The sequence below is a fragment of the Bacillus sp. F19 genome (assembly GCA_023823795.1).
GTDB lineage: Bacteria > Bacillota > Bacilli > Bacillales > Bacillaceae > Bacillus_P.
The window spans coordinates 704549-718992 of the sequence record CP085710.1; the positions used below are offsets into that span (position 1 = coordinate 704549).

The 14444-nt window shown below is 40.9% G+C and carries 15 protein-coding genes; 11 read left to right on the forward strand and 4 right to left on the reverse strand.

Annotation, left to right across the window (positions count from 1 at the left end):
* Positions 1-268 precede the first annotated feature (268 nt).
* The gene (locus LIT25_03770) at positions 269-1105 is read right to left on the reverse strand and encodes an EcsC family protein (GenBank protein USK34499.1); all 837 of its coding nucleotides are present in this window, start codon (positions 1103-1105) and stop codon (positions 269-271) included.
* Positions 1106-1246: 141 nt separating this feature from the next.
* On the opposite strand from LIT25_03770, the gene LIT25_03775 reads away from it, so the two are divergent.
* The 3 genes from LIT25_03775 (at position 1247) to LIT25_03785 (ending at position 3311) form a co-directional block, all read left to right on the forward strand.
* Positions 1247-2077 carry an aldo/keto reductase gene (locus tag LIT25_03775; GenBank protein ID USK34500.1) on the forward strand — a complete coding sequence of 277 codons (831 nt, stop codon included), beginning with the start codon at positions 1247-1249 and terminating at the stop codon, positions 2075-2077.
* 200 nt (positions 2078-2277) lie between these two features.
* Complete coding sequence (locus LIT25_03780; GenBank protein USK34501.1) at positions 2278-2865, forward strand: class D sortase; 588 nt, start codon at positions 2278-2280, stop codon at positions 2863-2865.
* A 20-nt stretch (positions 2866-2885) separates the two neighbouring features.
* Entirely contained in the window at positions 2886-3311 is a 426-nt protein-coding gene (locus LIT25_03785; protein USK34502.1) for a GNAT family N-acetyltransferase, read from the forward strand.
* 176 nt (positions 3312-3487) lie between these two features.
* Here the strand turns inward: LIT25_03785 and LIT25_03790 are convergent, their stop codons facing one another.
* Positions 3488-4396, reverse strand: coding sequence for an RluA family pseudouridine synthase (locus tag LIT25_03790; GenBank protein ID USK34503.1), 909 nt, complete (start codon positions 4394-4396; stop codon positions 3488-3490).
* Positions 4397-4554: 158 nt separating this feature from the next.
* Here LIT25_03790 and LIT25_03795 point away from each other — a divergent pair, with 158 nt between their 5' ends.
* Positions 4555-4956: a YhcU family protein gene (locus LIT25_03795; protein ID USK34504.1), complete on the forward strand. Its 402-nt coding sequence runs from the start codon at positions 4555-4557 to the stop codon at positions 4954-4956.
* A gap of 231 nt (positions 4957-5187) precedes the next feature.
* Here LIT25_03795 and LIT25_03800 read toward each other — a convergent pair whose 3' ends face one another.
* Together LIT25_03800 and LIT25_03805 are read right to left on the reverse strand one after the other, a co-directional pair.
* Positions 5188-5652, reverse strand: a complete 465-nt coding sequence (locus LIT25_03800; GenBank protein ID USK34505.1) for a thioredoxin family protein — start codon at positions 5650-5652, stop codon at positions 5188-5190.
* Between the two features lies 1 nt (position 5653).
* Positions 5654-6091, reverse strand: coding sequence for a disulfide bond formation protein B (locus tag LIT25_03805; GenBank protein ID USK34506.1), 438 nt, complete (start codon positions 6089-6091; stop codon positions 5654-5656).
* A gap of 455 nt (positions 6092-6546) precedes the next feature.
* Here LIT25_03805 and LIT25_03810 point away from each other — a divergent pair, with 455 nt between their 5' ends.
* The 7 genes from LIT25_03810 (at position 6547) to LIT25_03840 (ending at position 14391) form a co-directional block, all read left to right on the forward strand.
* Entirely contained in the window at positions 6547-6942 is a 396-nt protein-coding gene (locus LIT25_03810; GenBank protein USK36148.1) for a CBS domain-containing protein, read from the forward strand.
* 88 nt (positions 6943-7030) lie between these two features.
* The gene (locus LIT25_03815) at positions 7031-7693 is read left to right on the forward strand and encodes an HAD family hydrolase (protein USK34507.1); all 663 of its coding nucleotides are present in this window, start codon (positions 7031-7033) and stop codon (positions 7691-7693) included.
* A 62-nt stretch (positions 7694-7755) separates the two neighbouring features.
* Positions 7756-9300, forward strand: a complete 1545-nt coding sequence (locus LIT25_03820) for a GNAT family N-acetyltransferase (GenBank protein ID USK34508.1) — start codon at positions 7756-7758, stop codon at positions 9298-9300.
* Between the two features lie 208 nt (positions 9301-9508).
* Entirely contained in the window at positions 9509-10069 is a 561-nt protein-coding gene (locus LIT25_03825; GenBank protein ID USK34509.1) for a glycerol-3-phosphate responsive antiterminator, read from the forward strand.
* Between the two features lie 173 nt (positions 10070-10242).
* The gene (locus LIT25_03830; protein ID USK34510.1) at positions 10243-11061 is read left to right on the forward strand and encodes an aquaporin family protein; all 819 of its coding nucleotides are present in this window, start codon (positions 10243-10245) and stop codon (positions 11059-11061) included.
* Positions 11062-11081: 20 nt separating this feature from the next.
* The gene (gene glpK / locus LIT25_03835; protein ID USK34511.1) at positions 11082-12572 is read left to right on the forward strand and encodes a glycerol kinase GlpK; all 1491 of its coding nucleotides are present in this window, start codon (positions 11082-11084) and stop codon (positions 12570-12572) included.
* A 148-nt stretch (positions 12573-12720) separates the two neighbouring features.
* A complete protein-coding gene (locus tag LIT25_03840) occupies positions 12721-14391 on the forward strand; it encodes a glycerol-3-phosphate dehydrogenase/oxidase (GenBank protein USK34512.1) in 1671 nt (556 codons plus the stop codon).
* Positions 14392-14444: the final 53 nt, after the last annotated feature.

Consider the following 14444-nt stretch of genomic DNA (forward strand, 5'->3'; position numbering starts at 1 on the left):
TCTTAGTTCGATGTGACATAAACTATAGAGTTTGTGTTTATTCTGACTAACTATACTTGTGTTTTTTCTGTTTTCTTTCATAGAAGACTAGCAAGTGATGGCTTTCAAAAATTTTTCACATCAGAAAAATCCTTTAGTTTTTTAATTAGCTTAGCGGTTCCGTTCGGCTTACTTTTCGAGCTTCCAGCTAGAGTCAAGAGTCACCATTACATTTGAACCAGTTGGAGCCTGTTTGAAACTTTTTGCACCTTTCAAAAGAACCCGTTGCTCAGCGCTGAGTTCCTTTTTCTTCTATTATCATCGCTGGATCAGACTCCAGCCTTTCAAGAATTCTTCTTTTCTGATATAACATAATCCCTGTTTCAGCAATATCCTTAACCATCGAACGATTTGTATATGCTCCGAACAGCATGCCGGCAACAGGCACCATCTGCAGCAATTTTTTCAGTCCCAAATGGTCACGGTATGTATAAACAACCTCGCGCCATCCCTGAAGCTTAGACATCATTTCTGCAGGCTCCATGCTGCGGTTATAAAAACCCGATAGTTCGTTTAGGATCGCTTGTTTGCCGACAATATCCGCTGATGCAAATTGGAGGCACTTTACGATGAAAATCCGCTCTTCCTTGTCTTCAGGATCATAGCCATAAGCAATTGCAATTTCCTGAAGCGTTTTTAGAGAAAGTCCGAGCAGGACAGGAATGTCTGCGGCGAGTGTGAAAATTCCTCCAAATCCGGTTGTCGCACCCTGAACTGTGGCAACATTTCCCCGGTTTGTCCTCAGATCCCCGCTTACGAGGTTCATGACCTTTAAAGGTACTTTTTTCAAATCATTTATAGTACTAACCGTCTCATCCGGAACAAGCAGCTGGACTTTTTTCAGAATGCCGTTTTTTTGTGTTAAATACTTGCCGCCGCTTTGAATGAAGCTTCCCAGTTCATCAAGCATAACACCAATTTTCTTTTGAACAAAAGCAGGTGTCAGCTTATCTAATAATTTAAAGGGAATCCGGCCGATTTTCTCCCAGAAAAATAACCCTTTTTGATCATCTTCCCATTTTTTAATTTCTTTTAATTGAATGAGGAGCTGTTCTTTCGTTTCCATTCACAAACCGCACCCTTTCGCATAATAATCTTTTTTCATTTTAGCAAAAAGGAGATAGAAATAGGAAAAATGAGGCATATTTTTTGGTTTTTGCAGAAGTTTATCAGATAATGAAGATAAAAGCTGAAAGGGGAATGATATATGGCGAAAAATCTGCAGGATACAACTTTATTACATAATGGCGTGAAAATGCCTTGGTTCGGGCTTGGGGTATTCAAGGTAGAAGAAGGATCTGAAGTTGTCAATTCAGTAAAATGGGCAATTGAAGCAGGATACAAAAGCATTGATACTGCTGCTGTCTATGGAAATGAAGAAGGCGTAGGCCAAGGGATTAAAGAAAGCCGAGTTCCCCGCGAAGAGTTATTCATCACAACAAAAGTGTGGAATGCTGATCAAGGATATGAATCCACATTAAAAGCATTTGATGAAAGCATGAAAAAGCTAGGTTTGGAATACTTAGATTTATATCTTGTTCACTGGCCTGTAAAAGGAAAGTATAAAGATACATGGAGAGCGCTTGAGACGCTTTATAAAGAAGGAAAAGTAAAAGCAATTGGCGTGAGCAACTTTCAGATTCACCATCTTGAGGATGTGATCAAGGATGCTGAGATTGTGCCGATGGTTAATCAGGTAGAATACCACCCACGGCTAACTCAAAAAGAACTTCAGGCATTCTGCAAGCAGCACAGCATTCAGCTTGAAGCCTGGTCACCGCTTATGCAGGGAAAACTTCTTGATGATGAAACGTTAACTGAAATTGCTGAAAAGCACGGTAAATCTGTAGCTCAAGTCATCTTGCGCTGGGATCTTCAGAACGAAGTTGTAACGATTCCAAAGTCCGTAAAAGAACATCGCATCTATGACAATGCATCGATCTTTGATTTTGAATTATCACAAGAAGAGGTGGAACGCATCGATGGATTAAACCGCGATGAGCGTGTAGGTCCTGATCCGGATAATTTTGATTTTTAATTAATAAGTGAGACAGACTGCCCAATGCGGATAGCCTGTTTTTTCTCGTTTATTAGTAAAAAATTTATCAGCATCCAAATCAAGCGGCCCTGACTCTTAATCCTGTCCATTTATTTTCGGAAAATTCTGATGTGTAATTTAGTCATATTTGATATAATCAGATTGATTAAATGCGCGGACAAAGGGGAAGTGCCGATTCCATGATTATATTCAAAACCTTTTCACTCTTATTAATTATCGGAGGCCTTCTTTTTACGGGATATGGTGTATGGCAGATTGTTGAGACAAATGTAAAAACAAATCAGTCATTGGCAGACGCACAAGCTGCGATCAGGTCATCAGAGGAAAAGAAAATGCCTTCTCCATCACAAGAGAAAAGGTATGAACCGGAGATTGGGGATGCTGTCGGTATTCTTAAAATTGACCGCTTAAATGCAGAGCTGCCGATTGTAGAAGGAACAGATCCGGATGATCTGGAAAAAGGAGTAGGGCATTATAAGGGGAGCTACTTTCCGAATGAAAACGGCCAGATCGTGCTGTCAGGGCACAGAGATACAGTGTTCCGTAAAGCGGGAGATCTGATAATTGGCGATTCATTAAAAATTCTACTGCCATATGGCGAATTTGAATACAAAATAAAGTCCACTAAAATTGTCGATGCAGATGACATGAGCATTATCACGCTTCAAAATGAAAAAGAAGAGCTCATTTTAACAACGTGCTACCCTTTCAGTTTTGTCGGTAATGCGCCCGAGCGCTACATTATTTATGCGGAAAAAGTAAATTAGCAGCGGAAGGAGGTTTTTTCATGATTGCTATTCGGGAGATTGAAGAGGAAGATAACTTTAAGAAAGCTTATCCAGTTATGTCTCAATTGCGCACACAGCTTAGCGAGAAAGAGTATCTTAATTTGCTCGAGCCGATGAGGAAGCAGGGATACCGTTTAATAGCCCTATATGAAGATGAACAGGTTAAGGCGTTAGCAGGTATCATCGAGCTTACAAATTTCTATAACGATAAGCACATTTATGTATATGATTTAGTCACAGATGGAGCATCTCGATCACGCGGATTTGGGGAAATGCTGTTAAACTACGTTGAAGAACTTGCTAAGGAAGCAGGCTGCGGCATGATTACATTAAGCTCAGGCAATCAGCGTATTGATGCCCATCGTTTTTATGAAGAGAAGATGGGTTTTGACCGCGTCAGTCATGTATTTAATAAGAGATTATAAAAGAATGCCCCAGAATTTCTGGGGCATTTTCTTTTTGTTAGGAGGAAACTGGAAAAAAGAAAGTAATCTGATCTTTCCGGCTAGTAAATTTTATTTTATGGAAAGTAAAATCCTTTTTCCAGCAAGTAAATCGGGTTATCTGGACAGTATTTCACAATCCCCTGCAATTTGAACGGTTAAAATTGCAGTTTTGCCAATAATTTTTTCATATCTTCTGGGAAATCCGCGCTCACTGACACTTTTTCAGCTGTAAAAGGATGCATAACCGTTATTTCTGACGCATGCAGAGCTTGGCGGTTTATCAAGTTTTTGTTCCCGCCATATAAGTCATCCCCTGAAATCGGATAGCCAATGTGGCTCAGATGGACACGAATCTGATGGGTTCGACCGGTTTCCAGCTGCAGTTTAACAAGTGATACATCAAAACGAGTATTGTAATCTTCCGTTTTAAAATGAGTTAGTGCAGGCTGTCCGCTCGGAGATACTCTCCGACGGGTCGAATGATGACGGTCCTTTCCGATCGGCTGATCAATCTTTCCGTTTTTCTGCTTCAATTTCCCTTGTACGATGGCTGTATAAGTTCTTTTGATCAGCCGTTCTTCAAGGAGGCGGTCCAGGATAGCATGTGATAAGGCATGTTTGGCAAAAACGATTGCACCTGAGGTATCGTGATCAAGTCTGTGAATATGTCTTATTTTTCTAGTCATCCCCTGCATCTGTAAATGAAAGGCGGCTCCATTAGCGAGTGTGCCGGTTTGACCCGGTTCATTTGGATGTGTATCCATTCCGGCAGGTTTATTGACGATTAAAAAATGCTCGTCCTCAAATAGTAAATCAAGCTCCATGTATTCTGGGATGATATCAAGATCTTCATCTTGAAATAAACGAATCATAATGGAGTCTTTTTCATTTAATGGCGCCGTCCAATTTGGCAGGGAGTCATTTATTTTTACTTCATGTTCCATCCGCCATTTATGAATGAGCGTCTTTGGTGCATTCAGTTTTTCTTTCAGAAATTGCTGAAGGGAAATCCCTGTCCATTCTTTCTTAACCGGAAATTCCATCCATTCTCCTTTAATTTTCATTGCAATCCCCTATCTATCAGTAGTCTTACAAGTATACTAAAGATGCTAATTGGATGTCCAAGCTAGAAACGGAAACACTTACCTCTCCTTCGGGCATTAGAGCTATGTTATTCTAGCAGTAAGATAAATGCCCGATCGCAGCAAAGAGGTGAATGAATTTGAGAATTGTTTTTGCATCAACCGAGGAGCAGGAGCAGTACATTGAAGAACTGATTGAAACTATGTATGAAGAAATATTCCCGCAGTATTTTTCAGATGAAACGATTGATCAGCTGGATGAACTTGCCGTTTTAAAGCCGCAAACAGAAGACATGCAGTATAATGGCACGTTAAAAGAAGCTTTTCAAATCATGTCCAGTCTTCAAGCCCTTACAGCATTGCTTAATCATTTGGATCAGCAATCTGAAGAGGAAAACAGGGATCTTTACGACCGCAATATCAATATCTTAAAGAAGTACGGCTATCAATTCCCCCTTACATTTGATCACTTTCTTTCTTCAAAAGAGAAGGCTGAACAAGTAAGCAAATATGGTAAACCGTCAAATAAGTGGATTGTATAAAAAAAGGGTACACGGTCGTGTACCCTTCTTTTTTGTATTTAGAACCCGTATTTTCGGTCGATAGAGCCTGGATGTATGTTATTTTCGTTATTTAGTGTGCCCTATCTGCCTTTAAATAACGTTATTGTCCAGCTCCATCGACCAGAACACCTCTGCCTATAAAGTCAAACCCGGACTTTTCTGTCAGAGCCTTATCTGTCTGTCGGGGCTAAATGGATGATTCCGCTTTTCTTATTTCCAATTACTCAATAAATTCTTAAAATAAGCCTCATCATTATAGCCTTCTACACGTTCTACTTCTTTTCCGTTCTGATAGCGGACAAGTGTTGGAGTAACTTCGATTCCGTACTGCTGCCAGCCGTCTTCAAACTCAAGCAGGTTTAATTGGCCGATTTCTACCCCTGCTTCTTCTGCAGCAGGCATTAATTCAGGAGTCGTTCTTTTGCAGTGTTCACAAGTTGGACTGAAGTAATAAATAACAAAGTCCTCTTTTTTATCCATCTTTTCATCTACTTCTTCAGGAAGGATGATATTCTGATAATTTGGGTCTTCAAGCTGGTCTACGGTAGCAGGATTCAGTTTGTCCTTGCCATATGGATTGCCTTCTGCTTTTTCTGTTTGCTGATAATTTGTTACCAATGCCAAACCGCCGAATAACACGATAAAAATACCTGCAAAAATTAAGAGCTTCTTCATATTAACGACCTACCTTCATTTTTCTGTAAATATTTAAGCTTGTCACAAATACAACGGTAAATCCGATTAGTGCCAGAAATGGTATCGTAATAAATCCAAGCCAGTTGATGTATTCTCCAGTGCAGGGAACAATGCCGCATGATGCTGAATTTTCGCCTACAAAGTCAATTTTTTGAACCGCATAATGATAAATGGAAATCGAACCGCCAATCGCTGATAAAATCATGGAATAAAACGCAATTTGGTAATCCTTCTTATAGATCGCAATGCCAAGAATGACGACAAGAGGATACATTAAGATCCGCTGGTACCAGCAAAGATCACAAGGGATGAATTCCATAATTTCTGAAAAGTATAAGCTCCCAAGCATCGAGATGAATGAAGCCGCCCATGCAATAAATAATTGATTTTCTATGTATTTTTTATGTTTCTCTGACACATTATCGCCTCTCCATTCATGAGTTTACACTACATATTATAGTCCTCGATCAGAGTCTTGTAAAACCAAACTTTCAGACGGCCAGAAATTGGAAAAAGAAGACCTTGATTTGCAGCTTCGCTCATGATGCTTTTCCAGTTATAAAAATAATTGCAGAAACTCTTTTGTCATTTTGTTTCGGTTTTGATTTCCAAAATAATTAGCGGGTGTTTGTACACTTCTGAAGCAAAAATTTAAAGTAAAACATGTCTTCTTTCAAAACCGTTCATACTAAAACACCTCTTTCTTATCTTAATGAAAAAGAAGGGTGAATACAAATTTCAAATTCAGCGGCAAAAGTTCATGGATTTAATTGAGAGTAAAGGACACATTTTCTAAAAGAAAAGACAGGATTTATGCACATACTATTAGCTGAAAGGAGCTGTTTTAAGTTGAATTCATCAATCAGAGAAACTATGTCAAAAGATCTTGTTACAATTTCTTCCTCACAAAGCATACAGGAGGCTGCAGAACTGATGAGCAGCAAAAATGTTGGTTCCATTCCTGTTGTGGATGGGGGACAGGTAAAAGGTGTCATCACAGACCGGGACATCACGCTCCGTTCAACTGCACAAGACATGCCTAATGATACGAAAGTGGCAGATGTAATGTCTTCAAACCTTGTGACAGGAACACCTGACATGAGCAGCGAAGAAGCAGCGCGGCTGATGGCGTCAAATCAGATTCGCCGCTTGCCGATCGTTGAAAACAATCAGCTTGTAGGCTATGTTGCACTGGGTGACCTTGCAACTGATCAAATGTCTAATGAAGCAGCAGGACAGGCACTGACTAACATTTCAGAGCAGCACTAATAAGGAAGGCACCTGCAAAGTATAAGCAGGTGCTTTCTTTTCTTTTTCCGTTATATAATGTTCTTATTAATGACAGGGGGGAAGATTCATGATTAAAGCCATCATCTTTGATTTTGACGGATTGATTCTTGATACAGAAACGCACGAATATGAAGTCCTTCAGGAAATTTTTAAAGAACAGGGCAGTGAATTGCCTATGTCAGTATGGGGTAAAGTGATAGGAACAGCATCTGATTTCAATCCATTTGCATACTTGGAAGAACAAATCGGAAGATCAGTCAATCATGAGCATTTAACACACTTGCAAAAAGAAAAGTTTGAAAAAAGAATATCTGCTGAAGCTGCGAGACCTGGTGTTGAGGCTTATTTAATGGCTGCAAAGGAATTGGGCCTGAAAATTGGCCTGGCATCTAGTTCAAGCTATGAATGGGTATCCTCGTATTTAGAAAGTTTGAATCTAATTGCTTATTTTGAGTGCATACGCACATCCAATCATGTTCAATTCGTTAAACCAGATCCTGCCTTGTACATAGAAGCAGCTAAATGCCTAGGTGTTAAGCCCGGTGAGTGTCTGGCCTTTGAAGATTCCGTAAATGGCGCACTCGCCGCTAAAAAAGCAGGCATGTTCTGCACCATCGTTCCAAACAGCGTGACAAGTCACTTAGAGTTTGGAGACGTTGATCATCGTTTAGAGTCGATGGCTGAAATGGAGCTTGAAAAAGTCATCTCGCTTATTGAGTCAAAGAACTGAAAATGTTTCGGAGCGGACTAATTAGGGAATAAATTGCTGTACTACATAAAGGAGCGATTCTTTTGACCGATACAATTGATTTGTCCAAATTCGAGAAAAAAATGATTATCAGAAATATTGAAGAGAATGACATAGATGAAATATTAGCGATGCAGGCTTTATGTTTTCCAGGAATGGTTCCTTGGGAAAGAGAGCATTTAGAAAGTCATCTGGAGCATTTTCCTGAAGGCCAGTTTTGTGCTGAATTTGAAGGAAAGATCATTGGTTCATGCTCAAGTCTGATCATTAACTTTGATGAATACGATGACCGTCACACTTGGGATGATATTACGGATAACGGATATATATCAAACCATAATCCTGACGGCTACAATATGTATGGAATAGAAGTGATGGTGCATCCTGAGTATCGCCGGATGAAAATCGGCCATAGGCTTTATGAGGCAAGAAAAGATCTTGCGAGACGGCTGAATCTTAAAAGTATTATAATCGGGGGACGAATCCCGAATTATCATAAGTTTGAAAAAGAAATGTCTCCGCGTCAGTATGTGCAGGAAGTCATTCATCATAAAATCTACGATCCAGTGCTCTCGTTTCAGCTGCTGAACGGATTTTTGCTGATGAGAATTAATCCAAACTATTTGCCTGACGATCGTGCTTCGGGTAAATATGCAACTCTAATGGAGTGGAACAATGTTGATTACATGCCAAACACTAAACGATTCTATAAAACGGCTCTGCCGGTGCGTATTTGTGTTGTGCAGTATCAAATGAAACAAATTAACTCGTTTGAAGAGTTTGCGAATCAGGTGGAATATTATACAGACGTTGCATCTGATGCATCTGCTGATTTTGCTGTATTCCCGGAATTGCTTACAGCTCAGTTAATGTCCTTTTTGGATGAAAAATCACCAAGCAGGGCGATCCGCAAACTGACTGAGTATACGGAAGAGTACATTAGTCTTTTTACAGAGCTTGCAGTGAAATATAATGTCAATATCGTTGGCGGTTCTCACTTTGTAGAGGAAGATAACGGAAAAATTTTTAACGTTGCCTACCTTTTCCGCAGAGACGGCACAATTGAAAAGCAATATAAAATTCACATCACTCCAAATGAACGCAAATGGTGGGGAATCAGCAGAGGGGATGATGTCAAAGTTTTTGATACTGACTGCGGCAAGGTCGCCATTCAAATCTGCTATGACATTGAATTCCCTGAGCTCGCACGCATCGCTACTGAAAAAGGCGCTAAAATCATATTCACGCCATTTTGTACAGAAGATCGCCAGGGCTACTTGCGTGTCCGCTATTGCTCACAGGCGAGAGCAGTGGAGAATCAGATCTATACCGTCATTTCAGGTACAGTCGGAAATCTCCCGCAAACAGAAAATATGGATATTCAATACGCACAATCCGCTATTTTTGCTCCGTCTGATTTTGAATTTGCAAGAGACGGCATAGTTGGCGAGTGCAATCCGAACATTGAAATGGTCGTGATCGGAGATGTGGATCTTGAAATACTCCGCAGGCAGCGTCAATCCGGAACAGTCAGACAGCTGAAAGACCGCAGACATGACGTTTACGGAATTCGATATAGGAAGAACTAGGGCAAAGATAACTCATCTTTGTCTTCTTTTTTTGAAGTTATAGGAATGCACATGATTGCAAGCGGAAGCGCCTAACTCCTCGGTCAGAACGGATCACAGAAAAGTCAAAACCGGATTATAGAAAGAAACCTTGAGTTTACAGGAATATATGTAGTACATTCCATTTAAGCATTTATATTAAATATTAAAAAAGTAGGAGGTGCAGACGATGAGTTTTGAAGGTCAGCAAATATTGCCTGCTATCCGCAATATGAAGCAGTTTGAACGTTTTTTGGAAAGTCCGTATCAGTATGGAGTCCTTCTGGATACTCATCTCGGACAGGTTCGGAATATTGTCAGACTGACAAATGCATCGAACAAGAAAATTCTCATTCATGTCGACTTGATTCAAGGCTTGAAGCACGATGAGTATGCAGCAGAGTTTATCTGTCAGGAAGTAAAGCCGGCAGGATTAATTTCAACCCGATCAAACGTGATTGCAAAAGCAAAGCAGCGGGGTATTTATGCCATTCAGCGGCTGTTTCTTCTTGATTCGAGTGCCCTTGAGAAAAGTTTAGAGCTGATAACAAGAAACAAACCGGATTATATTGAGGTACTTCCAGGACTTGTTCCCAGTTTGATCCAAGAGGTAAAGGAGAAAACCGGAATACCTATTTTTGCAGGCGGTTTCGTCAAAACCTCTGAAGAAGTGCATAACGCGCTCGCAGCAGGTGCTACAGCAGTAACATCATCAGAAATGGAGTTATGGAAAAATTATCAAAATATATAATGTTTTTTGTTGACACCGCTTACATTAGCATGTACCATAAAGGCAAGTTAATAAATGTGATGGAGAAACGGAGATCCACAGCAAATCTTTACTTATTGTAAAGTCATTTGTTGTGGATTTTTTTATTCTTTTAATCTATTAAAATCACATTTATCAGATAGGAGGATATAAAGATGACGGCTTTTTGGGGAGAAGTAATTGGTACGATGATTTTGATTGTGTTCGGCGGAGGTGTATGTGCAGGTGTCAGCTTAAAGAAGTCATTCGCGCATAACTCTGGCTGGATTGTCATTACAATGGGATGGGGATTTGGTGTTGCCATGGCTGTTTATGCAGTCGGCGGAATAAGCGGGGCGCATTTGAATCCGGCTGTTACATTTGCTCTTGCTTTTGCAGGTACTTTTGAATGGAGTCAGGTGCCATCTTATCTAGCAGCTCAAATGATTGGAGCATTTTTAGGAGCAGTGCTTGTTTTCCTTCAGTACCTTCCGCACTGGAAGGAAACAGAGGATCCAGGTGCAAAGCTCAGTGTGTTTTCTACAAGTCCGGCGATTCCCAATCACTTTGCCAACTTTATCAGTGAAGCGCTTGGAACATTTATCTTTGTGCTCACATTACTTGCGATTGGAGCGAATACATTTACTGAGGGCCTGAATCCGCTTATAGTAGGATTTCTGGTCGTTGCAATCGGGCTATCGCTTGGAGGTACTACAGGCTATGCAATCAACCCTGCTCGTGACCTTGGGCCAAGACTTGCACATTTTGTTTTGCCGATTGCAGGAAAAGGGAGTTCGAACTGGAAATATGCATGGATACCAGTTGTTGCACCTCTAGTAGGCGGATCTTTTGCAGCGGTCTTTTATAATTACGTTTTTAAGGGTAATATCAATACTGCCTTCTGGTATGTAGCAGCTGCACTTGTATTTATGCTTGGAATTGTCTTTGCACTGTCAAAGAAACAATCGAATTCTGAAAGCTCTGCAACTTACTAAAATTAAAGGGGGATTTATCCATGGAAAAGTATATTTTGTCTTTAGACCAGGGTACGACTAGTTCTAGAGCCATTTTATTTAACAAACAGGGTGAAATTGTTCACATTGCACAAAAAGAATTTAAACAATATTTCCCTAAGCCAGGCTGGGTGGAGCATAATGCAAATGAAATCTGGGGTTCTATTTTAGCTGTAATCGCAACATGTTTATCAGAAATGAATGTAAAACCAGAGCAAATTGCAGGCATCGGAATCACGAATCAGCGCGAGACAGCTGTTGTCTGGGATAAAAATACTTCACAGCCTGTATACAATGCGATTGTATGGCAATCAAGACAAACGGCTGGCATTTGTGAAGAATTAAAAGAAAAAGGCTATAATGATACATTCAGAGAAAAGACAGGATTATTGATTGATGCTTACTTCTCTGGAACAAAAGTGAAATGGATTTTAGATAATGTTGAAGGTGCAAGAGAGAAAGCTGACAAAGGCGATCTTTTATTCGGAACAATTGATACATGGCTGATCTGGAAGCTGTCAGGCGGTAATGCACATGTAACCGATTATTCAAATGCTTCCCGCACATTAATGTATAACATCCATGAATTAAAGTGGGACGATGAGCTATTAGAATATTTAACTGTTCCAAAATCAATGCTTCCTGAAGTTAAGCCTTCATCGGAAGTGTATGCAAATACAATAGAATATCACTTCTTCGGTCATTCCGTGCCAATTGCAGGCGCTGCAGGAGATCAGCAGTCAGCATTATTTGGCCAGGCATGCTTTGAAGAAGGAATGGCTAAAAATACGTACGGTACAGGCTGCTTCATGCTGATGAACACAGGCGAAAAGGCAATTCGTTCTGAAAATGGCCTGTTAACGACTATCGCATGGGGTGTGAACGGCAAAGTCGAATATGCGCTTGAAGGAAGTATTTTCGTAGCCGGTTCTGCGATTCAATGGCTGCGTGACGGACTCCGCATGTTTAAAGATGCAAAAGACAGTGAGCGCTATGCTGACCGTGTCGAGTCAACAGAAGGTGTTTACGTTGTTCCGGCATTTGTAGGGCTCGGAACACCATACTGGGACAGTGACGTGAGAGGAGCTGTTTTCGGCTTAACACGGGGCACTTCAAAAGAGCACTTTGTCCGTGCTACACTCGAATCACTTGCATATCAAACGAAGGATGTCCTGACTGCTATGGAAGCAGATTCAGGCATTTCATTAAAAACACTTCGTGTTGACGGCGGTGCTGTTAAAAATAATTTCTTAATGGATTTCCAAAGCAACATGCTGGGCGTCCCTGTTGAGCGTCCTGAAGTAAATGAGACAACTGCGCTTGGTGCAGCATACCTTGCAGGTCTTGCTGTCGGCTTCTGGGAGGACAAATCTAATATTACTAAGCAATGGAAATTAGATAAGCAGTTTGAACCGGAAATGGAAGATGAAGTCCGCGATGAGTTATACGGCGGCTGGAAAAAAGCAGTAAAAGCAGCTCAGGCTTTTAAATAAACAAATCTTATGATATACTGACATCAAGTTAATAGAACGGTTGGAGATTGGGAGAGGCCACAACACTAGAGCAGGCATTTAATTGCTGCACTAGCTTGTTGTGGTCTCTTTTTTAATCCCTTCTGGAAAATATTAGGAGGAAAATCAAATGGCTTTTTCAAGCGATAAAAGACACGATATCTTAAATAAAATGACGCAGGAAACGTATGATGTATTTGTCATTGGCGGAGGAATCACAGGGTCCGGCATCGCGCTTGATGCTGCTTCAAGAGGAATGAAAATCGGTCTTGTTGAAATGCAGGACTTTGCAGCAGGCACTTCAAGCAGATCGACAAAGCTTGTGCACGGCGGACTCCGCTACCTCAAGCAATTTGAAGTCAAAATGGTGGCAGAGGTCGGGAAAGAAAGAGCCATTGTGTATGAAAACGGGCCGCATGTAACAACTCCTGAATGGATGCTCCTCCCCATGCACAAAGGAGGAACGTTCGGACCATTTTCAACATCGATCGGTCTTCGTGTATATGATTTTCTTGCAGCTGTTAAACGCGGAGAAAGAAGAAAGATGCTAAGCGCCAAGGAAACACTTGCGAAAGAGCCGCTTGTGAAAAAGCAAGGACTAAAGGGCGGAGGCTACTATGTAGAATACCGGACAGATGACGCAAGACTTACAATTGAAGTCATGAAAGAAGCTGTGCGCTTCGGTGCAGATGCAGTCAACTATGCAAAAGCGGGCGGGTTTATTTACGAAAAAGGAAAAGTCATCGGTGTTCATATTGTGGATACGATTTCTGGAAAAACATATGATGTGTACGCTAAGAAAATCATCAATGCTGCAGGCCCTTGGGTCGATCAGCTGAGAGAAATGGATAAATCGAAAAATGGAAAATCTCTTCAGATGACAAAGGGAATACATCTTGTCTTTGATCAAAGCAAATTCCCGCTGAAACAGGCTATTTACTTTGATACGCCTGATAAACGGATGGTATTCGCGATCCCGCGTGACGGTAAAACCTATGTAGGCACAACAGATACAGTATACAAAGAAGATCCGAAAAATCCCCGTATGACAGTGAAAGACAGAGATTACGTGATTGAGTCCATTAACTATATGTTCCCTGACTTGTCCATCCGTGCTGAGGATGCTGAATCAAGCTGGGCCGGCATTCGTCCGCTTATTCATGAAGACGGCAAAGATCCTTCTGAAATATCAAGGAAGGATGAGATTTGGACATCTGAAACAGGACTCATCACCATTGCAGGCGGAAAACTGACAGGCTACAGAAAAATGGCAGAGCACATTATTGACCTCATTGTAAAAGATTTTAAAGAAGCAGGATTAAAGGATTTTGGAGCATGCAAAACAAGAAACATGCCGATCTCAGGCGGACATGTAGGCGGTTCATCAAGTCTTGAAACTTTTGTCAAAACAAAAACGGAACAAGGCATGTCCCTTGGACTGACAGAAATGCAGGCGAAGCATTTATCAAGAAGGTATGGATCAAATGCAGATGCGCTGTTTGAGAGAGCAGAGACGTTAAAACCGTTTGCTGAAAAATACGGGTTGCCTATTTACATTCTCGCAGAAATTGACTATGCGATGACAGAAGAAATGACAGCCACTCCTTCCGACTTCTTTGTCAGAAGAACAGGTGCCGTGTACTTTGATATTAATTGGGCAAGAACGTATCAGGAGCCTGTCACAAATTACATGGCTGACAAACTGAAGTGGAGTCCTCGGCAAAAGCAGCAGTACTTTGCTAAGCTTCAAACTCATCTGCACGATGCAGTTGTGCCTGATGAGGTAAGAAAAGCAAACTGATTATGAGAATACGGCAGCCGTTAGTAATGCAAAATCACCATCGGCTGCCATTT